Annotated in this window: 22 protein-coding genes; 8 read left to right on the forward strand and 14 right to left on the reverse strand. The window is 65.0% G+C overall.

The window, feature by feature from the left end; all coding sequences use genetic code 11:
* Nucleotides 1-46 precede the first annotated feature (46 nt).
* From CXQ89_RS09680 to CXQ89_RS09705, 6 genes are all read right to left on the reverse strand, one after another.
* Nucleotides 47-1,126: a lipoate--protein ligase family protein gene (locus CXQ89_RS09680; protein ID WP_104054224.1), complete on the reverse strand. Its 1,080-nt coding sequence runs from the start codon at nt 1,124-1,126 to the stop codon at nt 47-49.
* A gap of 92 nt (nt 1,127-1,218) precedes the next feature.
* Nucleotides 1,219-1,476, reverse strand: a complete 258-nt coding sequence (locus CXQ89_RS09685) for a type B 50S ribosomal protein L31 (RefSeq protein WP_104054223.1) — start codon at nt 1,474-1,476, stop codon at nt 1,219-1,221.
* A 155-nt stretch (nt 1,477-1,631) separates the two neighbouring features.
* Nucleotides 1,632-2,537, reverse strand: coding sequence for a hypothetical protein (locus tag CXQ89_RS09690; RefSeq protein ID WP_104161104.1), 906 nt, complete (start codon nt 2,535-2,537; stop codon nt 1,632-1,634).
* A 99-nt stretch (nt 2,538-2,636) separates the two neighbouring features.
* Nucleotides 2,637-3,452 (reverse strand): RNA methyltransferase, encoded by an 816-nt coding sequence (locus CXQ89_RS09695; RefSeq protein WP_104054221.1) that lies wholly within the window; start codon nt 3,450-3,452, stop codon nt 2,637-2,639.
* Complete coding sequence (locus CXQ89_RS09700; protein WP_104161105.1) at nt 3,453-4,226, reverse strand: sulfite exporter TauE/SafE family protein; 774 nt, start codon at nt 4,224-4,226, stop codon at nt 3,453-3,455.
* A 25-nt stretch (nt 4,227-4,251) separates the two neighbouring features.
* Nucleotides 4,252-5,037 (reverse strand): ABC transporter ATP-binding protein, encoded by a 786-nt coding sequence (locus CXQ89_RS09705; protein WP_104054219.1) that lies wholly within the window; start codon nt 5,035-5,037, stop codon nt 4,252-4,254.
* Nucleotides 5,038-5,122: 85 nt separating this feature from the next.
* Between CXQ89_RS09705 and serB the strand changes: the two genes are divergently transcribed.
* Nucleotides 5,123-6,052 (forward strand): phosphoserine phosphatase SerB, encoded by a 930-nt coding sequence (gene serB / locus CXQ89_RS09710; RefSeq protein WP_104161106.1) that lies wholly within the window; start codon nt 5,123-5,125, stop codon nt 6,050-6,052.
* A gap of 31 nt (nt 6,053-6,083) precedes the next feature.
* Here serB and CXQ89_RS09715 read toward each other — a convergent pair whose 3' ends face one another.
* Both CXQ89_RS09715 and CXQ89_RS09720 read right to left on the reverse strand, forming a co-directional pair.
* Nucleotides 6,084-6,839 (reverse strand): SDR family oxidoreductase, encoded by a 756-nt coding sequence (locus CXQ89_RS09715; RefSeq protein WP_104054217.1) that lies wholly within the window; start codon nt 6,837-6,839, stop codon nt 6,084-6,086.
* A gap of 123 nt (nt 6,840-6,962) precedes the next feature.
* Nucleotides 6,963-7,691 carry a beta-ketoacyl-ACP reductase gene (locus CXQ89_RS09720; RefSeq protein ID WP_104161107.1) on the reverse strand — a complete coding sequence of 243 codons (729 nt, stop codon included), beginning with the start codon at nt 7,689-7,691 and terminating at the stop codon, nt 6,963-6,965.
* Between the two features lie 115 nt (nt 7,692-7,806).
* On the opposite strand from CXQ89_RS09720, the gene CXQ89_RS09725 reads away from it, so the two are divergent.
* From CXQ89_RS09725 to CXQ89_RS09735, 3 genes are read left to right on the forward strand one after another with little or no spacing between them, the layout of a single operon-like run.
* Nucleotides 7,807-8,229 (forward strand): DUF3099 domain-containing protein, encoded by a 423-nt coding sequence (locus CXQ89_RS09725; RefSeq protein ID WP_237685161.1) that lies wholly within the window; start codon nt 7,807-7,809, stop codon nt 8,227-8,229.
* Nucleotides 8,226-8,528 carry a hypothetical protein gene (locus CXQ89_RS09730; RefSeq protein ID WP_104161108.1) on the forward strand — a complete coding sequence of 101 codons (303 nt, stop codon included), beginning with the start codon at nt 8,226-8,228 and terminating at the stop codon, nt 8,526-8,528. The genes CXQ89_RS09725 and CXQ89_RS09730 overlap by 4 nt, the downstream gene beginning before the upstream one ends.
* A complete protein-coding gene (locus tag CXQ89_RS09735) occupies nt 8,529-9,404 on the forward strand; it encodes an SURF1 family protein (RefSeq protein WP_104054214.1) in 876 nt (291 codons plus the stop codon).
* Between the two features lie 4 nt (nt 9,405-9,408).
* On the opposite strand, the gene CXQ89_RS09740 is transcribed toward CXQ89_RS09735, so the two are convergent.
* The 3 genes from CXQ89_RS09740 to CXQ89_RS09750 all read right to left on the reverse strand — a co-directional run bounded on the left by CXQ89_RS09740 (nt 9,409) and on the right by CXQ89_RS09750 (nt 14,562).
* The gene (locus tag CXQ89_RS09740; protein ID WP_104161109.1) at nt 9,409-11,097 is read right to left on the reverse strand and encodes a hypothetical protein; all 1,689 of its coding nucleotides are present in this window, start codon (nt 11,095-11,097) and stop codon (nt 9,409-9,411) included.
* Between the two features lie 131 nt (nt 11,098-11,228).
* Nucleotides 11,229-12,398, reverse strand: coding sequence for an ATP-binding protein (locus CXQ89_RS09745; RefSeq protein ID WP_104161110.1), 1,170 nt, complete (start codon nt 12,396-12,398; stop codon nt 11,229-11,231).
* Nucleotides 12,399-12,963: 565 nt separating this feature from the next.
* A complete protein-coding gene (locus CXQ89_RS09750) occupies nt 12,964-14,562 on the reverse strand; it encodes an ABC-F family ATP-binding cassette domain-containing protein (RefSeq protein ID WP_104161111.1) in 1,599 nt (532 codons plus the stop codon).
* A 195-nt stretch (nt 14,563-14,757) separates the two neighbouring features.
* Here CXQ89_RS09750 and CXQ89_RS09755 point away from each other — a divergent pair, with 195 nt between their 5' ends.
* Genes CXQ89_RS09755 through CXQ89_RS09770 form a run of 4 tightly spaced genes read left to right on the forward strand, consistent with a single transcriptional unit; the run spans nt 14,758 to nt 17,725 of the window.
* Nucleotides 14,758-15,378, forward strand: a complete 621-nt coding sequence (locus CXQ89_RS09755; protein WP_104161112.1) for a biotin transporter BioY — start codon at nt 14,758-14,760, stop codon at nt 15,376-15,378.
* Nucleotides 15,378-16,145, forward strand: a complete 768-nt coding sequence (locus CXQ89_RS09760) for an energy-coupling factor ABC transporter ATP-binding protein (RefSeq protein ID WP_104161113.1) — start codon at nt 15,378-15,380, stop codon at nt 16,143-16,145. The genes CXQ89_RS09755 and CXQ89_RS09760 overlap by 1 nt, the downstream gene beginning before the upstream one ends.
* Before the next feature lie 10 nt (nt 16,146-16,155).
* On the forward strand, nt 16,156-16,815 hold the full coding sequence (locus CXQ89_RS09765) for an energy-coupling factor transporter transmembrane component T (RefSeq protein ID WP_104161114.1): 660 nt from the start codon (nt 16,156-16,158) through the stop codon (nt 16,813-16,815).
* Nucleotides 16,816-16,822: 7 nt separating this feature from the next.
* Nucleotides 16,823-17,725, forward strand: coding sequence for a neutral zinc metallopeptidase (locus CXQ89_RS09770; protein ID WP_104161115.1), 903 nt, complete (start codon nt 16,823-16,825; stop codon nt 17,723-17,725).
* Here CXQ89_RS09770 and CXQ89_RS09775 read toward each other — a convergent pair.
* The 3 genes from CXQ89_RS09775 to CXQ89_RS09785 all read right to left on the reverse strand — a co-directional run bounded on the left by CXQ89_RS09775 (nt 17,722) and on the right by CXQ89_RS09785 (nt 19,215).
* On the reverse strand, nt 17,722-18,360 hold the full coding sequence (locus CXQ89_RS09775; protein ID WP_258060021.1) for an HAD family phosphatase: 639 nt from the start codon (nt 18,358-18,360) through the stop codon (nt 17,722-17,724). The two genes, CXQ89_RS09770 and CXQ89_RS09775, sit on opposite strands and share 4 nt — an antisense overlap.
* Entirely contained in the window at nt 18,357-18,761 is a 405-nt protein-coding gene (locus tag CXQ89_RS09780; RefSeq protein WP_181032284.1) for a nuclear transport factor 2 family protein, read from the reverse strand. Before CXQ89_RS09780 ends, CXQ89_RS09775 begins: the two co-directional genes overlap by 4 nt.
* Nucleotides 18,762-18,885: 124 nt before the next feature.
* Nucleotides 18,886-19,215 carry a metal-sulfur cluster assembly factor gene (locus CXQ89_RS09785; RefSeq protein WP_104054819.1) on the reverse strand — a complete coding sequence of 110 codons (330 nt, stop codon included), beginning with the start codon at nt 19,213-19,215 and terminating at the stop codon, nt 18,886-18,888.

A 19,215-nucleotide genomic window follows, 5' to 3' on the forward strand; every position in this document is an offset into this window, starting at 1 on the left:
GCATCATCGTGCCGGTGAGTCCACCGGCACGATGACCGCAAGCTGGTCAGGGAACGCGGTTGAGCCATTCATCCGTGCCGAACTTGTCAGCAACCTTCTTCTCGGCGAGGGCCATCTCCTCGTCGGTGATGCCGGCCGGCACAGCACCGTAGCGCGCGGTGAAGGTCTCCATCATCGTCTTGATGATCTCCTCCCGGGTCAGTCCGGTCTGGCGGCGGAGCGGGTCAACCCGTTTCTTGGCACTGGTGGTGCCCTTGTCAGACAGTTTTTCCTTGCCGATCCGCAGGACTTCAAGCATCTTGTCGGCATCGATGTCATAGGACATGGTCACGTGGTGCAGCATGCCGCCGCTGCTGAAGCGCTTCTGGGCTGCCCCGCCTATCTTGCCCTGATCCGTGGCGATGTCATTGAGCGGCTGATACCAGGCCTTGATGCCAAGTTTTTCCAGCGATTCCATCACCCAGGCGTCCAGGAAGGGATAGGACTCGGCAAAGCTGAGTCCGTCCACCAGGGACTGCGGAACATAGATCGAATAGGTGATGGCATTGCCGTGTTCCATGAACATGGCCCCGCCGCCGGAAATGCGGCGAACCACCGTTACCCCGTGCTTCCGGGCGCCCTGCGGATCCACTTCGTTGCGCAGCGACTGGAAGCTGCCGATCACCACGGACGGCGTCTCCCATTCCCAGAACCGCAGCGTGGGGTTCCGTTTTCCGGATCCCACTTCTTCGGCCAGCACCTCGTCCATGGCCACGTGCATGGCGGTGGGCAGCGGTGTGGGGCCGATGATTTCCCACTGATGATCATTCCAGCCCGTGGCCTTGGCCAGGGCCCGGCGGACGGCGGTGGCGATGGCCTCCGGGGAGAAGCCAAACAGGACCGCTTCGGCGGGAAGGTTTGCCCGGACCGCTGCGGCAATATCTGCTCCGGTTGCGTCAGCCGGGAGTCCTTCCAAAGCCGCATTGATGTCGGCCAGAGCATCATCGGGTTCCAGGAAGAAGTCCCCGCTGAGCGAGACGTCTGCCAGTTTTCCGTCACGGACCTCCAGGTCCACCACCACGAGTTTTCCGCCAACTACCTTGAACTCTCCGTGCAGTCGGCCGCTGTCCTGTTCCCTGCTGCTCATTTGGGTTTCCTTCTCCGCATGTAAAAAGACCCGCCCGGAAATGCCGGGCGGGTCTTCTCAGTCTAGAACCTGTGCTGTTCGTTACGAACGAATTACTTCTTGCCGCCGAAGCCCTTGAAGCGTGCGTTGAAGCGCTCGACACGGCCGGCGGAGTCCATGATGCGCTGCTTGCCCGTGTAGAACGGGTGCGACGCGGAGGAGATTTCCACCTCGATGAGGGGGTAGGTGTTGCCGTCTTCCCACTCGATCGTCTTGGCGGACGTAGCCGTGGAGTTGGTCAGGAACGAGGTGTCGGACGCGAGATCGCGGAAAACAACCGGGCCGTACTTGGGGTGGATATCAGACTTCAATGTATTACCTTCTTTTGGTGCCTGGATTTTGCCAGGCACTGGTGGTTGAAAGCTTGGAATGCCCCCGCACTGCACAACGAAGCGCATGTACAGGGATCAGCAATTCAGCATACCGCATTCGGGGCTGCGGGTTAAAGCCTGCGGGCGGGCGGTGCCTACGACGCCCAGGCGCTGTTGACCGCGGTGATGCTTGAAGCGATGCCGCGGGTCTGCCCGGTGAGTTCAAACCGCACCGGGCGGTACCAGTCGTCAAGCCACAGCGTTACCGCGGTGGGCATCATGTCATCCGAGGCAGGGTCCACAGAACGGTAGCCGCTGATTTTGGTGCGGACCGCGCCGTCAAGGACAGCAGCGTAATCCACCTCGACGGATTCGGTGCCGTCAAGCATTTCGGCGACGCGGTCCGGATTCACGGTGAGCTCCGCAGCGTGGGCCAGCACCGCCGCATAGGCCTCCTCGGGTGTTCCCGTTGCCTTGGCGCTGACACTGCCGCCGCCGGTGTCCACGCTTCCTCCGCCGGCTCCCGACGTGACCACCAGGCCCGTGTCCGGGCTCTCCAGGGTGAGGGAGAACTCCGGCGCCGTGGTGAAGTCCACGGTGTGCGTCCCCTGCGGTATCCAGCTCGACGACGTCGTGAGGGTTTGGGTTCCACCCCCGCCGGCAGTCATAGCCGCCCGCACACAATCTCCTGCTTCACCGGCAGGCATCCGTGCCTCATCACGACGCAGCAGAAACTGGCAGGCATCCTGGACCGGCTGGGACATGCCGACTTGGCTGCCGGCAACCCCCACTTTGAGCGGCTCCGGGGTGGGCGCTGCGGCGGGGGTCTCGGTCATGACGGGCGCGGGCGCAGCGGTGCGGCTCTGAGTTGGCACGGGAGCAGCGGGCGAGGCTGACACCACTTCCCTGGCCCGTGCCTGATCCGCGGTAGGCCCGCATGCCGTGACGGTCAATGCAGCAGCCACCAGGAACACGACAGCGCCCGGACGAGACGCCCGGACAGCGGCAGGCAGGCCTAAGCCCGCCCGGCTGCCGGGGTCCTGCAAGGGTCCGCTCTTCATACAAGAGCCCTTCCTGGGTTGTGAACACCGCCCAGTGTTCCACCATCAACGGCAGAGGGTAAGAGTAGGAGCCAAAGCGTGCGGAACGGACCAAAAATCTTACCGCTGGGGCCGGGCCCGGCATTCCCAGAAGGCCACGGCGCTGGCGGCGGCGACGTTCAGGGAATCCACGCCCCCGCTCATCGGAATGCGGACGGTAAGGTCCACGGCGGAAAGGGTCCCCGCGGCGAGGCCGTCCCCTTCGGTTCCAAGCACCAGGGCGAGGCGCTCATCGCGGCGCGAGCTGAGCTCGTCCAGGGTCAGGGAGTCCTCAGCCAGCGCCAGCGCAGCAGTGACGAAACCGGCCTTCCGGAGGACTTCCAACTGGCCGGGCCACTGTGTCAGGCGCACCCACGGCACCTGGAACACGGTCCCCATGCTGACCCGGATTGCCCGCCGGTACAGCGGGTCCGCGCAGCGGGGGCTGACCAGTACGGCGTCCACGCCCAGCGCCGCGGCAGACCGGAAGATCGCCCCGATGTTGGTGTGGTCCACAATGTCTTCCAGCACAGCCACCCGGCGGGCTCCCGCCAGCAGGGGCTCCAGCTCCAGCGGCGCCGGCCGTTCCATGGCTGCCAGTGCACCGCGATGCAGATGGAACCCGGTGATTTCCTCCAGGACGTCCGCGGTTCCCACGTAGGCAGGCACCTCGGGGTACCGGTCCAGGAGGTCCTGGAGGTCCGGAATCCACTTCTCGGCGAGGAAAAAGGAGCGCGGCCGGTGTCCTGCGTCCAGTGCCCGGCGAAGCACCTTGGAGGATTCGGCAATATACATGCCTTCTTCAGGTTCCCGGCGGCGGCGCAGGGCGGTGTCGGTGAGGCCGGTGTAGTCGGCCACACGCGGATCGGCTGCTGATTTCAGATAGTGAAGGGTCACTTAGAACACCATATTCCACAAGGCGAGCAGACCCAGCAGCACGATGACGGTCCGCAGCACCACCGGGGACAGCCTGCGGCCGACGGCAGCTCCCAGGAACCCGCCAATCAGCGAACCCACCGCAATGAGCCCCACTACGGGCCACACGATCCGGTCGAAGGCAAACAGCAGATAGGAGACGGCAGCAACAATGTTCACGCCAAGGACCAGGATGTTCTTCATGGCGTTGGCGTTCTGGATGCTGCCGCGCAGGAAGATGCCCAGGATGCCCACCAGCAGGATTCCCTGCGCCGCCACGAAGTAGCCGCCGTACACGCCCGCCAAGTAGATCAGGATGACCAGGATGATGCTCTGGCGCCTGGGCTGTTGCGCGGTTGGTGAGGCATCCGCCCGCCGGCGGACCCAGGACTGCAGTTTCGGCTGGAAGATGACAAACAGCAGCGCCACCACGATCAGGTAGGGCGCCACGGTGCCGAAGACACTCTCCGGCAGGTGCAGCAGCAGCGCAGCTCCAGTGATTCCTCCCAGCACTGAGGCGGGCAGGAGCTTCAGGAGGATGGACTTGAGTCCGGCCAGTTCCCGGCGGTAGCCCCAGGAACCTGCAATGTTTCCGGCGATGAGTCCCATCGCGTTGGAAATGGTGGCGGCAACCGGGGCATAACCCAGCGCCACCAGCACGGGAAAGGTGACGAGCGTTCCCGACCCGACCACGGCATTGATCGTCCCCGCCCACAAACCGGCAACGAAGACTACGGCATCATGAAAAATGTCCACAAAAAAGGTGCGTGCTGTGCGAAGGTCAGCGGCGGGCGGTGGCGGACCAGCGGCCGCCGTCGTGCTGCACGTTCAGCGGCAAATCAAAGGCGGTGCTGAGATTCGTCTCGGTGAAGACATCCCCGATGGGACCCGAGGCCACAACGCCGCCGTCGCGCAGCAGCAGCGCGTGGGTGAAACCCGGGGGCACCTCTTCAAGGTGGTGGGTCACAAGCACCATGGCCGGCGCCTCTTCATCTGCGGCCAGCTCGGACAGCCGTGCAACCAGGTCTTCCCGGCCGGCGAGGTCCAGCCCGGCAGCCGGCTCGTCCAGCAGCAGGAGTTCGGGATCGGTCATCAGGGCGCGGGCAATCTGCACGCGCTTGCGTTCCCCCTCGCTCAGGGAGGAAAAATTACGGTTCATGAAGGTGGACATGCCCCAGTCATGGAGCAGGCGGAAGGCCCGGCGCTCGTCCAGCTTTTCGTACTTCTCCCGCCACCGGCCGGTCATGCCGTAGGAGGCGGTCAGCACCACGTTGAGGACGGTTTCGTGTTCCGGGATCTGGTTCGCAAGGGCGGCTGATGCCAGGCCGATCCGGGGCCGGAGTTCAAAGACATCAACGGTTCCGAGGACTTCCTCAAGGATTCCGGCGACACCGCGGGTGGGGTGCATGCGTCCGCCGGCGATCTGCAGCAGAGTGGTCTTGCCGGCGCCGTTGGGGCCCATGATGACCCAGCGCTCCCCCTCCTTGACCTGCCAGTCAACTGCATCCAACAGGGTCTTGCCGCCGCGGACGACACTTACGGCAGCAAATTCAAGAACATCACTCATAGCACTAGACATTAGGCTAAAGAAAGGGCCGATGGCTAAACGCGTGCCCCGCAGTTCCAGCCCCGCCTGCAGAAACGGATACGCAATGCCCGCTCCCAACTCCCCAGAAAACAGTGCCGCTCCCGAATACAGTGTTGTCAGCTACGGTCGGGAACTGGGTGACGCCTATCTCGCTGCCGTTCAGCGTGCCGTAGGTGTAGCTGGCGGCCGCATCCTGGAACTGGAGAATGCCCCGGGGGACGGTTATGCCGTCACCAAGCTGCTGGTGGAGTACGACGGCAGTATCGAAACTTTGCGGATGGCGGTCACCGCAGCCGCAGCGGTACTTGGCGCTGATGCGCAGGGGGCCGCCAGCGCCGTCGTGCCCTCATCCCTGCTGGAGCCGGCGCGGAAGCTGCTGGTCATGGACGTGGATTCCACCCTGATCAAGCAGGAAGTTATCGAGCTGCTGGCCGCCCACGCGGGCCGCGAAGCCGAGGTTGCCGCCGTCACTGAAGCGGCGATGCGCGGAGAACTGGACTTCGCCCAGAGCCTGCATCAGCGTGTCAGGGCGCTGGCGGGGCTGCCGGAGTCCGTCATCTCGGAAGTGGGCGCCCGCATTGAGCTGTCCGACGGTGCGGAGGCGCTGGTCAAGGAATTCCTGGCTGCCGGACACGCGGTGGCCGTGGTGTCGGGAGGCTTCAGCCAGGTCCTTGACCCGCTGGCCGAACGCCTGCAGCTGACCTGCGCCAAAGCCAACCTTCTGGGCATTGCCGACGGCGTGCTGACCGGCACCGTGGAAGGCGCCGTGGTGGACCGCGCGGTCAAGGCCGAGTCCCTGCGCACCTGGGCAGCGGCACTGGGCATTGAACAGCGCCACACCATTGCGGTGGGTGACGGCGCCAATGACCTGGACATGCTGGCGGCGGCCGCACTGGGAGTGGCGTTCAACGCCAAACCGGCAGTGCAGGCCGCCGCGGATGCCGTGCTGAACCTGCCCAATCTGGACGTGGTGCAGCACTTTGTAAAGCTCTAGGAGCTCTCTTCTTGCCCGGAACCCGGGAAAGCTAGGACACTTGGCCGGCGCCGAGGTAGTCGGCGCCGCCCACGTATTCGGTGTGTCCCGAGGGCACGTCCGCTGTGGCCATGCGGGCCACCTCGGCGCCGAACTCCTGCACAGAGTAGAGCCGGCCGGCTTCCACCCGGCGTGCCTCAATCGCTCCGGGGTTGGCGCGGTCCAGGAGGGTGGCGGTTACGGTCCCTTCGATCATGTCCCCGGAGACCACCACCAGGGTGATGCCCTTCTCCTCGAGCTGCGGCAGAAGCTCGCGCAGGGCGTCCTCGCCTGCGCGCTTGCTGCGGGCCACCGGCTCGTATTCGGGCATGGTGGGAACGGAGTTAATGAAGTGCGCCTGGTGGCTGGTGACGAAAACCACGCGGGATCCCGCGGGCATGACGTCCAGGGCGGCGTTGAGCATGTTGACCTGCGCGTCGCGGTTGAGCTTCAGCGCGTAGTCCTCCTCAACGCCGGTTTCCATTCCGCCGGAGGCGTTCAGCACCAGCACGTCCAGGCCGCCGAAGTTCTCCGTGGCGGCGGCAACCAGGGCGGCCGGGCCCTCGGGGGAAGTCAGATCGGCGCCAACGGCGACGGCGCGGCCGCCGTCGTTTTCAATACCGGTGACAACCTTATTGGCCCGGGGGGCCTTCTGGCGGTAGTTGACCACCACGCCGGCCCCTTCGGCGGCCAGGTACTTGGCCACCTCCGCTCCGATGCCGCGTGAGGATCCGGTGACGATGGCGGCTTTGCCGTCCAGCAGGCCCATGGGTGCTCCTTTGTGAGAGGTTTTGTCGAAACTGAACAAAGATGATGCGCAACTTCTCCCATCCTGCCAGCCGGCGGCGATCCGCGAAGTGGTGGAAACCTCCAAGGAATCCCGGCCGGAGCTTTAGTGACCCATTCCCAGACCTCCGTCAACGGGGATGACAGCGCCGGAAATGTAGGCGGCTTCGGGGCTGGCAATCCAGCGCACCACACCGGCAACCTCTTCGGGTTCAGCGAACCGGTTGGCCGGGATGGAGGAGAGATAGTTCTTCTGCGTGTCCTCGGGCAGAGCCCGGGTCATGTCAGTGTTGATGAACCCCGGTGCCACCACGTTGGCGGTGATGTTCCGGGAGCCCAGCTCCCTGGTCAGCGACCGGGCAATGCCGATCAGACCGGATTTGGAAGCCGCGTAGTTGATCTGGCCGGGCGAGCCGTACAGCCCCACCACGGAAGAGATCAGGACAACCCGCCCGCGGCGCAGCTTGATCATGCCCTTGGACGCCCGCTTGATGACCCGGAATGCCCCGGTGAGGTTGGTGTCCACGACGTCGGTGAAATCGTCCTCGCTCATCCGCAGGAGCAGGGTGTCGCGGGTGATGCCGGCATTGGCCACCAGCACTTCCACGGGCCCGTGCGCTGCTTCGACCTCGGAGAATGCGGCATCCACCGATGCCATGTCGGTCACATCCGCCTTGACGCCGAGCATGCCCTCCGGCACGTCTCCGCTGCGGTAGGTGATCGCCACCTGGTCGCCGTTGGCAACGAATGCCTGGGCTATGGCCAGCCCGATTCCGCGGTTTCCGCCGGTAACCAGGACGCTGCGGCCGGTGGACGGCTGGGTGTTGTTCTGCACAGATATTCCTCCGCTGAGAGTGTGGGGGTGACAGGAATCGATCCTAGCCGGGCTGGTTCCGACTTCAACATCACAGCTACGGGTGCGACAATGGGACAATCTGTTTGGGAGAGTGATGAACAAGGAATCCAGCCGCGGCGGTCAGATCCCCCGGATCACAGACGCCCGCACGGCGCACACCGATGAGATGCGCGCACGCATGATCAAGTATTCGGTGTCCATGGGCATCCGGCTGGTCTGCCTGTTCCTCTTATTTGTCGTCCACGGGTGGATGCTGTGGGTGGTAATCGCCGGCGCCGTCGTCCTTCCGTATTTCGCCGTGATCATTGCGAACGGAGGATCCGATACGCGCAACATGACCGCATCTGAGTCCATGATCGATGCGCTCCCCTCGCCCGCAATAGAAGCACCCCGCGTCCGGCAACCCGGCGAGCCCGATCCGAATGACTCTCCCGAAACCGCAGTGCTGCACGGCGAGCTCGCCGACGACGAGCCTCCTGCTGACCCCCACGACGATAAGGCACCACCTTCAGCATGAACCTTCTTGACCAACTGGCCCGGACCACCGGGGCTGTCCGGCCCGGAGCCGCACCATCGGATCCCGGCGCCGGCTCTCCCGCCGTCTGCTCCCGGAAGGGGTGCCGTGAGGCCGCCCAGTGGCAGCTGCTGTGGAACAACCCGCGGATCCATACCCCGGAACGGCGGAAGATCTGGCTCGCATGCAGCGATCACCGCGGCTGGCTCGAGGACTACCTGCAGACCCGCGACCTCTGGAAGCAGACACTGCCCCTGGCCGATGCACCTGCTCCCACGGACACCGGAAGCAGGACCGACTAGATGTACCGTTTCCTCCTCTCCGGCCGCTGGCTGGGCTGGTTTGCCCTGACCGCCCTGCTCTCCGTGGCATGTTCATCCCTGGGGATGTGGCAGCTTGACCGGCGCGACGCCATCCGGGAAGACATCGGCAACGTGGTCAACAACTACGACGCCGCCCCGGTGCCGTTCGAGGACGCCGCCGGCCTCTTCGAGGATTATGACCCGGCCAAAGAATGGCTGCCGGTTTCCATGACCGGGGTCTATGACACAGAAAACCAGCGCATTGTCCGGAACCGGCCGCTCAGCGGACGCGCCGGATACGAAGTGGTGGTTCCGCTGAAACTCTCCGACGGCACCGCGGTGGTGATCAACCGCGGCTGGCTGCCGATCGGCAATGACGAAGCGGGCAAGCCCGACGCCGTGCCGGCTGCTCCCGGCGGCGAGGTAACCGTCGTCGCGCGCATCAAGCCCGCTGAACCGGACGTGAGCCGAGGTGCTCCCGAAGGGCAGCTGGCGTCCATCAATTTGACCCAGTACCAGGATGAAGTGGGGTACGAACTGGAGCAGGGAGCCTATGGCCTGATGGCCAGCGAGGACCCGCGCCCCGACATCGTTCCGGAAGCTGCCCCCAAGCCGTCAGTGGATGAGGGCCCGCATCTTTCCTACGCCATGCAGTGGTTCGCGTTCGGTGTCATGCTGTTTGTCGGGCTCGGCTATGCCGCCCGCCAGGAAGCGCTGAACCTGCGCTACGGCGATGAAGATGAGTGGGAAGAGGAGGACGACGACGAAATGATCGCCGCCCACCCCGCCCCGAGCCGCCCCCGCCGTCCGCGCAGGCAGCGCGGCAGCACCCAGGAAGATGAAGAGGACGCCCTGCTGGACGCGCAGGGCTACTAGTTCCCTACTGGTAGGAGATGAACCAGGGCTTGGGATCGATCTGCGTGAAGGTCTGCTCCGGAGTCAGGGTAGGAGTGTCCTCGTCGTAAAAGTTCTTCCATCCCGGCCAGATCTCAGGCTGCAGCCCGTTCCGCAGCGCATTCCAGGTGTCCAGCTTCTGGCCCGGTGTTCCATGCCCGTCAGCGTGAAGGCTGACCGCCAGTTCGCTGTGGCTGACCTCGAGCTGATCCCGATTGCGGATCATCGATAAGTTGAACTGGTGCAGCATGAAGAGCTTTTGCGGCAGGACATTCTCCCGCGTCAGGTCTGCGAGCCAGGCGGACACCTCATTGACCTCCGCGGCATCCACGGATCCGATCTGTTCCAGATGACGCTGCCCCGGGGCAAGCCGCCACTCGGAGTCCAAGGCCAGGCCCACATGCGGGAACTTCAGCAGTTCTTCATACCGGAGGGCCTGGTTGAGGAACGTGCTGTGGCCCGGCTGCAGATCAAGGATCACGTAGACGCCGGCGTCACGGGCGGCTTCGATCCACGGGAGCAGGACGTCCACGGCGGTTTCCTCGGAGAAATCACCGTCGGCACCGGGCTCGGAACTGGCAACGGTCGTGATGATTTCGAGGGCAGGCACCACGGGTTCATCACTGTAGGGCTGGTATTGCGCTGCGGTTTCCCGGGCCAGCCGGATGGATTCCTCCAGCCCCTGCTCCCCCAGGACTCCCAGACTGCCGCCGCTGGGATGCCCGTAGAGCGCCACCATCCGCCTGCCGGGGAACACCGTCTGTCCGCCGCCTGGCAGCTCCGGCGCATTCAGTGCCACGTCGCTGTGCGCGGCGAAGGTCTCTGCGCCGCCGAAGCCGTTGCCGGCAGCGTAGATTCCGCCGTCGCGGTGGCTGCGCAAAACCTCGATGACGCCCGGGTCCGCACGGGGATCCGCGGTCTCCACCATTCGCACCTCGGCACCTGCGGCACGTGCCGTGGCAACTGCCGCCGCCGACGCCGGGTCCTCCGTTGCCAGCACAATAGCATCCGTCCCGGCGCCGGCTGCCTCAAACTCCGGCAGCTCCTGAACCGGGCCGTTGTCCTGCTGGTCCGCGGAAGCTGTATTCGAAGCAGTGGTTTCTTTCGGTACTGCCGCCTCCAGGCCGGGAACCGGAAGCTGCGCACCGCGGTCCATGGCTGCAACAGCGGCAACCAGCGGCGCCGCTTCGGCGGGGACTGCCTCGAGGCCCAGCAACGACCGGAATCCAGCGGCGTCTGCGGGGCCGGGGATTTCTGTCCGCTCTCCCAGGGCGGCAGCCCACTCCCCTTCCGGTGCCCCGTAGAGGACCACCGATTCAGCCTCCAACCGCTCCAGTTCATCGGCAACCTGCTGTTCATTCCCCGGTTCGACCACCAGCAGCGGAACGCCCAGTCCCACTGCTGCGGCGGAAGCCTGCCCCGCGGCGGCAGGGGCACCCGCTCCCAGGACCACCACAGCAGGACTGGAGGCATAGAAGGCACTGCTGGCGGCCAATGAAGCCGGGCCGGCTCCCCCGTCAAACACGCCCCGCAGAGCACCTGCCTGCTGCAGGCTGACCGCCGGAATGTCCGGAGCGCCTGTCCCTTCGGACGGTGAAGGTTCTCCTGCGCAGCCGCTCAGGATAAGCCCCACAGACAAGGCGCCTGCAGCCAACGAGCGGCGAAAGGGATTCATGGATGAGGAAGAAATAGCGTGCCGTCCTTCGGTGCCGAGCGTGGTGCGGACAAAACCGGGGTCCGCCCCAAAACCTCCAGCTTACTGAAACGGCTGCCTGCACCCAAAGGCGCGGCCTGCAGGCATCACGGCTAAGCAGTAACCCGCCGCACGTAGTCTGCCATTCCCGGCACAGTAAAAGAGACCTGACCCAGTGAGGGCGCATAGATGATGCCCTTGCGTATGAGTGATCCCCGGGTCATGGTCATGGACGTCATTTTCTTTCCTGCCCGGGCTGCCAGCGTTGCCGTCCCGGAACCGCCTTCCCCGTCCACCGCCATGAGCCTCAGGAACTCCCGCTCGGCCTTGGTCGACCTGCGCCAGCGCAGGGGAAAGAAGCCCTGGTCCAGCTGTGCCCGGCCAATTTCGACTGCCACCCTGGCATCATCAGGGCTGATCCGCTGGTGCGGCGCTGACTCCCAAGCAGCCGAACCATACTCCTGCAGGAAATACGGATATCCGCCGGCCGCATTGAGCAGCAGATCCAGTGCCTCCGGATCGTAGGAGACGCCCTGTTCAGCTGCCGGCGCAGTGAGGGCAGTGGCCGAGTCTTCACGGTCCAATGCACCAACCCGGCGATAGGTGAACAATCCTTCGGCATACCGCTGGGACTGGTTCAGGACTGACGGAAGGTTCGGCAGGCCGGCTGCCACCAGATAGAAAGGCCAGTCCCGCTGGCTGGCCTGGTGCTGCGCGCCGAGCAAAGCCGACAACAGGCCCGCGTCCAGGTTCTGCATTTCATCCACTACCAGGATCAGTGCCGATTTCCGTTCAGCCAGGGCAACGGCAGTGTCCTCCACTGTTTCTTCCAGGTCGACGGCGAAGGCCCCCGAGTCGCCCCGCCCGTGCCGTGCCCCTACCCCAACATCGATCCCGCTGACCTGCAGCCCGGCAGCAAATGAGGCGATGGTTCCCAGCGCAGCTGCGAGGGCCGGTGTTGCCCTGCGGGAATTGGCCTTGCGCCCCGCCTGCAGCAGCCCTCTGGCGAGCTTGGCACGGATGGCTTTGGGACCGCCTTCGGCATCCCTTCCCTCGAGAGAAACCACGAGGAAACCGGCATCTTCCGCCCGCCGCCGGAACTCAGTGAGCAGCACGGTCTTTCCCACTCCGTGCAAACCGTGCAGCACTATCCCCCGGTCCGTACGCCCCGCAGCCGCACGCGAAATCAGGAGGCCAAAATCGTTGATCAAGGCTGTTCTGCCGGCCAGCTCGAAAGGCCGGCGTCCGGCTCCTGGTGAGTACGGGTTTGAGGCACTGTCCATGCCACCCATCCTAGCGCAATATCCAGATCATTTTATATAAGTGGATATAAATGGATAACGAATGATGAGGGGACTCAGGGAACCGCGCCGGTCACCGCATGTGCGGATATGGTGTTCCGCCTGCGTGGGGAATCGCCGGCTCGGCGTACCGGACGTCAACCGGCTGGCCCAAGACGCACTCCCCCAGCGGCTCCGCACCCGCTTACGGATCTCCGCACCCACTTTCGGACCCCCACAGCCACACCGGACTAGGCCCGGACGCCGCTCAGGTCCCGATAGCGGTCCCCAGGCTGAAACCCCCTGTTTGCGTGGGGGCACTCCCCTGCTTTGAAGATCTGCAGGCTCTGATGAGTGTCCTGGCAGGTACACCTTTGGTAAGTAGGAAAGCGTTCAGAGCGACTTATCCAGAAATTCTTATATCTCTTTATGGCAATGGATACTTGTCTTCACGAGGATGGGACCATAGGGCACAAAAAGCGAAGGCCCCCCACGCGCCGTGCGCACGGGGGGCCTTCATCCGGATTGGCGGAGCCGTTTCTGCTTGGCGCCGCGAAGTCCGGCCGCCTTAGGCCAGCGTCACCAGGTCCAGATAGTCTTCGTTCCAGTGGTCCTCGTCGCCGTCCGGCAGCAGGACAACACGCTCTGGATTAAGCGCCGCCACGGCACCCTCATCGTGGCTCACCATCACCACAGCGCCTGAATAGCTGCTCAGGGCACCGAGGATCTCCGCGCGGGAGGCGGGGTCAAGGTTGTTGGTGGGCTCGTCGAGCAGCAGGACATTGGCAGACGAAGCAACAATGGTGGCCAGCGCGAGGCGGGTTTTTTCACCACCGGAGAGCACGCCGGCCTTCTTGTCGACGTCGTCGCCGCTGAACATGAAGGAACCCAGCACGCTGCGCACTTCGGCATCATCCATGTCCGGCGCGGAGGAGCGCATGTTCTCCAGCACGGTCCGTTCCGTATCCAGGGTTTCGTGCTCCTGGGCGTAATAGCCCACCTTCAGACCGTGGCCCGGGATGATCTTTCCGGTGTCCGGAGTGTCGACACCGGCAAGCATGCGCAGCAGCGTTGTCTTACCCGCACCGTTCAGGCCCAGGATGACCACCTTGGATCCGCGGTCGATGGCCAGATCCACGTCGGTAAAGATCTCCAGCGAACCGTAGCTCTTGCTCAGGCCTTCGGCCATCATGGGCGTCTTGCCGCACGGTGCCGGGTCCGGGAAACGCAGGGCGGCTACGCGGTCCGTGGCGCGGACGGCGTCGAGTCCGCCCATGAGGCGGTCCACGCGCTTAAGCATGCTCTGCGCGGCGGATGCACCCGAGGCGCGGGCCTTCATCTTGTTGGCCTGGGCCAGCAGGATGCCGGCCTTCTTCTCGGTGTTGGCGCGCTCACGCTTACGGGCGCGCTCATCCGTTTCGCGCTGGATCTTGTAGCGCTTCCAGTCCATGTTGTAGATATCGATCGTGGCGCGGTTGGCATCCAGGCTGAAGACCTTGTTGACCGTTGCTTCCAGCAGCGCGGTGTCGTGGCTGATCACGATCAACCCGCCGGTGTGGTTCTTCAGGAACTCACGCAGCCAGGAGATGGAGTCGGCATCGAGGTGGTTGGTGGGCTCATCGAGGAGCATGGTTTCGGCATCCGAATACAGGATCCGGGCCAGCTCCACGCGGCGGCGCTGGCCACCGGAAAGGGTGCTCAGGGGCTGGTTCAGCAACCGGTCCGGCAGGGCAAGGTTGGCGGTGATGGTTGCCGCTTCAGACTCCGCGGCATATCCGCCGGCGGAAAGGAACTCGGCCTCCAGCCGGTCATAGCGGTTCATGGCCTTCTGCGAGATTTTGGGGTCATCGCTGGCCATTTCATCCTGGCACTTCTTCAACTGTGCGGAGACCTTGTCCAGCCCGCGGGCGGACAGGATACGGTCCCGCCCGAGCTGTTCCATGTCCGGCGTGCGCGGATCCTGGGGCAGGTAGCCAATCTCGCCGGAACGCTTCACATGCCCTGCTGCCGGCAGCGCTTCCCCTGCGAGAACCTTGGTCAGAGTGGTTTTGCCCGCGCCGTTGCGGCCCACCAATCCGATCTTGTCGCCTTTGTCCACACGGAATGAAACCGCTTCCATGAGCAAACGTGCGCCGGCACGGAGCTCGAGATTAGATACGGAAATCACTCAGTGGACCTTTCGAGGGGGTTCGGGGATAGTACTCGTGCTGCGATCGCAGCCTTTCCAGTCTACCGCCGATCGACACTTTGTAGAAAACCTCCAAAGGAATTACAGCGCCGCGCGGTTAGGGTCAACAGGGATGCGGCGATGCCGAGGCATAACGCCGAACCCACTTGTAGACGTCCTACGAAACGAGACCAGATGAGCACTTCCTCCGCTGATGCTGTGGCACCTTCCCGGCGGGGGCGGCTCCCCCGCCGCCCCTGGAATACTGCGGACCTGTCCCTTATTGCCGTTTTTGCTGCGCTGGTCGCCTCGTTCTCGCTGCTTCCCGGAGTACCCCTGGGCGCCGGGGTTCCCATTACCCTCCAGACACTGGCCGTTATGCTCGCCGGCATCATTCTGGGACCTGCCCGCGGAGCTGCTGCCGTTGCCTTGTTCCTGGCCGCCGGCCTGGCCGGATTGCCCGTCTTCAGCGGCTTCAGCGGCGGCCTGGGCGTGCTGGCCGGCCCCTCCGCCGGGTACCTGCTGGCCTTTGTGCCCGCAGCCTTCGTAGTGGGACTGCTGTCCCGGGCTGCCCTGCGCCGTAGCCGCCGGGCGCGTTTTCCACTCCTTTTCGCCTCCGCCATGGCCGCCAGTTTCATCTGTGTGCACCCGTTGGGCATCGCCGGCCTGATGCTCAATGCGAAGCTCGGATTCCCGGCGGCACTGGCCGCTGACATAGCTTTCTGGCCCGGCGATGTGCTCAAGAACCTGCTCGCGGCAGCCGTGGGAGTCAGTGTCTTCACGGCCTTCCCCCGACTGGCAACAAAGAGCCGCTGATGGTTCAGATCCGCCTGCGGGACGTTTCAGTGCTCCGCTCCCCCGACCCGTCGTCCACACCCAACACCGGCGACCCTGCTGCCGCCAGCACCCCCGGTCCGATCCTGCACCCCGTGAACCTGGATCTGGACGAGTCCCGGATCGCCGTCATCGGCGCCAACGGCTCCGGAAAATCGACTCTTCTGAAACTGCTCAACGGACTGCTGACTCCGGACACCGGGACGGTAACCGTGGACGGCCTGGATACGGTGTGCCAGGGCAGCCGGGTCCGCCGGCGGGTGGGGTTTGTTTTCACGGATCCCCTCTCCCAGCTGGTCATGCCAACAGGGCGCGACGACGTCGAACTCTCGCTGCGCGCGTCCATCCGTAAGCGGTCGGAGCGGCGAGCTGCGGCAGAAGACAGGTTGGCCGCCTTCGGACTGCTGGGCCTGGCGGACCGGAGCATCTATGACCTCTCCGGCGGGGAACGCCAGCTCATGGCGCTGGCGTCAGTGCTGGCCGTTGAACCGGATGTCCTGATAGCTGATGAACCCAGCACGCTGCTGGACCTGCGCAATACCGCCGCGCTCCGCCGGATCCTTTCCGGGTTGCCGCAGCAGATCATCTACACAACCCATGACCTGGACTTCGCCGCAGATGCGGAACGGATCCTGGTAGTTGAGGACGGCAGGATCGTGTTCGACGGCGCCCCCGGGCCTGCGCTGGCCGCCTACCGTGCGCTGGCGCTGGGTTCCGGCAGCGGACCGGCCGTGCGGGGCACGCCGTGAGGAGGCCGCAGTGAGGGGTTCGGCTCACCTGCTCGGCGCCTACCGGGCCGGACGCTCCCCCGTGCACCGGGCGCCGCTGGGCCTGAAGGCTGCCGCCGTCGTCGTGCTGTCCGCGGTTGTGCTCGCCTTTCGTTCGCTGCCGGTGCTGGGGGCGGCTCTCCTGCTGGTCCTCGGAGCGTATGCCGCGGCGCGGCTGCTCCCGGAATCGTGGCGTCCCCTGAAGCTGATGTGGCCGGTCCTGCTGCTGCTGGGCGCTTTCCAAGTGTGGTCCAACGGTGCCGCCGCGGCACTGCTGGTGGTGGGAAACATTGTGGCCTGCGTGGCTGCCGCCCGGCTGTTGACCCTCACCACTCCCCTGCAGGACCTTCTGGACGGACTCGTGGCGCTGGCGGGGCCGTTCCGCTTCCTTGGAGCAGATCCGGAGCGTTTCGGACTGACGCTGGCCCTCATGCTGCGCAGTATTCCGTTCCTGCTTGGCTCGGCCCGGGATGTTCGCCACTCTGCCATGGCGCGCGGCCTGGAGCGCAACCCGCGTGCCCTCACCGTTCCCGTGGTGATCAGGGCCGTTGCCTACGCCCAGCAAACAGGCGACGCCCTGGCCGCCCGCGGCATCGGGGAGGCAGCCGATCCTCCGGTGCCTGAACGCAAGCATGCTGAGGGTCGGGGATAATCGGAGCATGAGTTTTAACGAAAATGCACGATTGGACTCCTCCCGTGTCAGCGACCGGCGGGGCAAAGGCAAAGGTATTGCTGTAGGCGGCGGGCTCGGCGGAGGACTCATCCTCATCCTGTCGCTGATCTTCGGCTCGGATGTGGTGGACGGTCTCGGCCTCAGCGACGGCGGCAGCCCCGCCGGAGCGGGCTCCGGTTATTCCGAGAGCATCTCCGAATGCCTGGACGGAGCCGACGCGAACGAACGCCTCGACTGCCGGATTGTGGGAACAGCCGAGAGCCTGGACAGCTTCTGGGGTCCGGCCCTGGCTGCGGAGGGGCTTTCCTACTCCGAACCGGGTGTTGCGCTCTTTAGCGGACGCACCGACACCGGGTGCGGGTCCGCGACCAGCGCAGTGGGCCCCTTCTACTGCCCCGCTGATGAGCAGACCTACTATGACACTGCATTCTTCGACGAACTCGTGGCTCAGTATGGTGCCTCCGGCGGCCCGCTGGCGCAGGAGTACGTGGTGGCCCATGAGTTTGGGCACCACATCCAGAACCTGACCGGCGTCCTGGGCGCCTCGGCATCCGATCCGCGCGGTGCTGATTCTGCCGCGGTGCGGACCGAGCTGCAGGCGGACTGCTATGCGGGGCTGTGGGCGGGCAATGCCGCTTCGGTGCCGGCCCCGGGCAGCACCGAGCCCTTCCTGGCGGAGCTGACGGCAACGGATGTGCAGGACGCGCTCTCTGCCGCCTCCGCCATCGGCGATGACCGGATCCAGTCCAAGGCCACCGGCCAGGTGAATCCGGAGAGCTGGACGCACGGCTCCGGCGACCAGCGGCAGGCCTGGTTCATGCAGGGTTACGACGGCGGCAGCATCGCCTCCTGCGACACGTTCAGCGCCCCGGATCTGGACAACCCCTAGCCGTCTCTTCGGTTGGACCTTTCACGGAACCGGGCCAGTTCCTGCCGCAGGTCGGTTCCGGGGTTGAAACGCACCGTGTGCAGACCCAGCGCCCGGGCCGCCTCGATGTTGCGGACGTTGTCATCAATGAAGACAACGTCCGCCGGGGCCGCTCCCAGCTTGTCCAGGACATGCGCGAAGATCCGGCGGTCAGGCTTGATCATTCCCAGCGGTCCGCTGAAAAAGGTGTGCGCGAAGTGGGCAGGCCACGCCGCTTCCCGAAGGTACCGGGCGGACATCCCGGCCGGCATGTTGGAGAGCAGCGCCAGCTGCGCGCCTTCGCTCGACAGGGTCTCCAGCACGGCCATGGTGTCCGCATTCAGGTGAGACCACTGGGCGGCGTCCAGGTCCTCCAGCACCCTGAGCTGTTCTGCGCTCACCGCTGTGCCCAGCACCCGGGCCCAGTATTGCGCGGGAGTATGGGTGCCGGCGTCGTAATCCTCCCGGTACGCCCAGTAAGAACTCGAAGCCGGCGCCAGCTGCTGCAGCCCGGTTTCCCGTTCCAGCGCAGCCCAGTCTCCCGGCTCCGGCTCGGTGGATATGACCATGCCGTAGTCGAACAAATACCAGGTTCCGGAGCGGGACAAGGGTGTCACGGCTGCCCGGCCGGGTCTCCGATATTGACCTCAGTAAAGTCCCGGCGGAGCGTCCACCGATCGTCCGTCCGCTCCCAGGATTCCATTAGCAGGGCCCTGCCGGTGACCGCGCTGCCGCTGCGGTAGGTCATTTCATAGCAGACGACGGCCTCATCCGGTCCCCGGGAAGCTATGGTCCGGAACCCCGCATGCACGGTGCTGCCGCGCATCCCGGAAACGGTGTCCCGGAAACCCTTCCGCGCCGCTTCGCCGTCAAACGGATGAGCCGTGGCCGCAGCGTGTCCCAGCCAGCCGTGGTAATCCGGTGCCAGAAATGACTCGATGGGTCCGCTGTCCCCGGAAGCCATTGCCTCGTTCCAGGCTGCCATGTAGTCGTCGTGAAAATGCGGAGCAGTGTTCATGTGGTCCCCTGGCGGATTGTCGCGTTTGTCCTCTGGCGCAGACGCTAGCATCCCCGGGCCGCAAAAAAGAGCAGGGCCGCTCCCCCGTCCCCGGGAAAGCGGCCCTGCTCTTTGGCGCAGTTCTCTAGATGTTGAAGCCCAGCGCGCGCATCTGGTCGCGGCCGTCGTCCGTGATCTTCTCGGGACCCCACGGCGGCATCCAGACCCAGCTCAGCCGCCAGTCGTCCACAACGCCGTCCAGTGCCTGGCCAACCTGCTCTTCGATGACATCGGTGAGCGGGCAGGCCGCGGTGGTCAGCGTCATGTCGATCAGTAGGGCGCCGTCGTCCGCGTACCGCAGGCCGTAGAGCAGCCCCAGGTCAACGACGTTCACGCCCAGCTCGGGGTCGATGACGTCCTTCAGGGCCTCTTCGATGTCCTCCAGGGACGTCTGGGCCAGGTTCGGCTCACTCAT

The organism is Arthrobacter sp. ZGTC212, from assembly GCF_002929255.1.
GTDB classification, from domain to species: domain Bacteria; phylum Actinomycetota; class Actinomycetes; order Actinomycetales; family Micrococcaceae; genus Arthrobacter_B; species Arthrobacter_B sunyaminii.

Coding starts and splice junctions, on each gene's coding strand:
- CXQ89_RS09715 (WP_104054217.1), bottom strand. CDS start 6,839: ATGGGCCTGCTGGACGGCAAAGCCGCCATCGTCACCGGATCCTCACGC.
- CXQ89_RS09735 (WP_104054214.1), top strand. CDS start 8,529: ATGTACCGTTTCCTCCTCTCCGGCCGCTGGCTGGGCTGGTTTGCCCTG.
- CXQ89_RS09770 (WP_104161115.1), top strand. CDS start 16,823: ATGAGTTTTAACGAAAATGCACGATTGGACTCCTCCCGTGTCAGCGAC.
- CXQ89_RS09705 (WP_104054219.1), bottom strand. CDS start 5,037: ATGAGTGATGTTCTTGAATTTGCTGCCGTAAGTGTCGTCCGCGGCGGC.
- CXQ89_RS09725 (WP_237685161.1), top strand. CDS start 7,807: ATGAACAAGGAATCCAGCCGCGGCGGTCAGATCCCCCGGATCACAGAC.
- CXQ89_RS09755 (WP_104161112.1), top strand. CDS start 14,758: ATGAGCACTTCCTCCGCTGATGCTGTGGCACCTTCCCGGCGGGGGCGG.
- CXQ89_RS09690 (WP_104161104.1), bottom strand. CDS start 2,537: ATGAAGAGCGGACCCTTGCAGGACCCCGGCAGCCGGGCGGGCTTAGGC.
- CXQ89_RS09680 (WP_104054224.1), bottom strand. CDS start 1,126: ATGAGCAGCAGGGAACAGGACAGCGGCCGACTGCACGGAGAGTTCAAG.
- serB (WP_104161106.1), top strand. CDS start 5,123: ATGCCCGCTCCCAACTCCCCAGAAAACAGTGCCGCTCCCGAATACAGT.
- CXQ89_RS09780 (WP_181032284.1), bottom strand. CDS start 18,761: ATGAACACTGCTCCGCATTTTCACGACGACTACATGGCAGCCTGGAAC.
- CXQ89_RS09785 (WP_104054819.1), bottom strand. CDS start 19,215: ATGAGTGAGCCGAACCTGGCCCAGACGTCCCTGGAGGACATCGAAGAG.
- CXQ89_RS09740 (WP_104161109.1), bottom strand. CDS start 11,097: ATGAATCCCTTTCGCCGCTCGTTGGCTGCAGGCGCCTTGTCTGTGGGG.
- CXQ89_RS09760 (WP_104161113.1), top strand. CDS start 15,378: ATGGTTCAGATCCGCCTGCGGGACGTTTCAGTGCTCCGCTCCCCCGAC.
- CXQ89_RS09745 (WP_104161110.1), bottom strand. CDS start 12,398: ATGGACAGTGCCTCAAACCCGTACTCACCAGGAGCCGGACGCCGGCCT.
- CXQ89_RS09730 (WP_104161108.1), top strand. CDS start 8,226: ATGAACCTTCTTGACCAACTGGCCCGGACCACCGGGGCTGTCCGGCCC.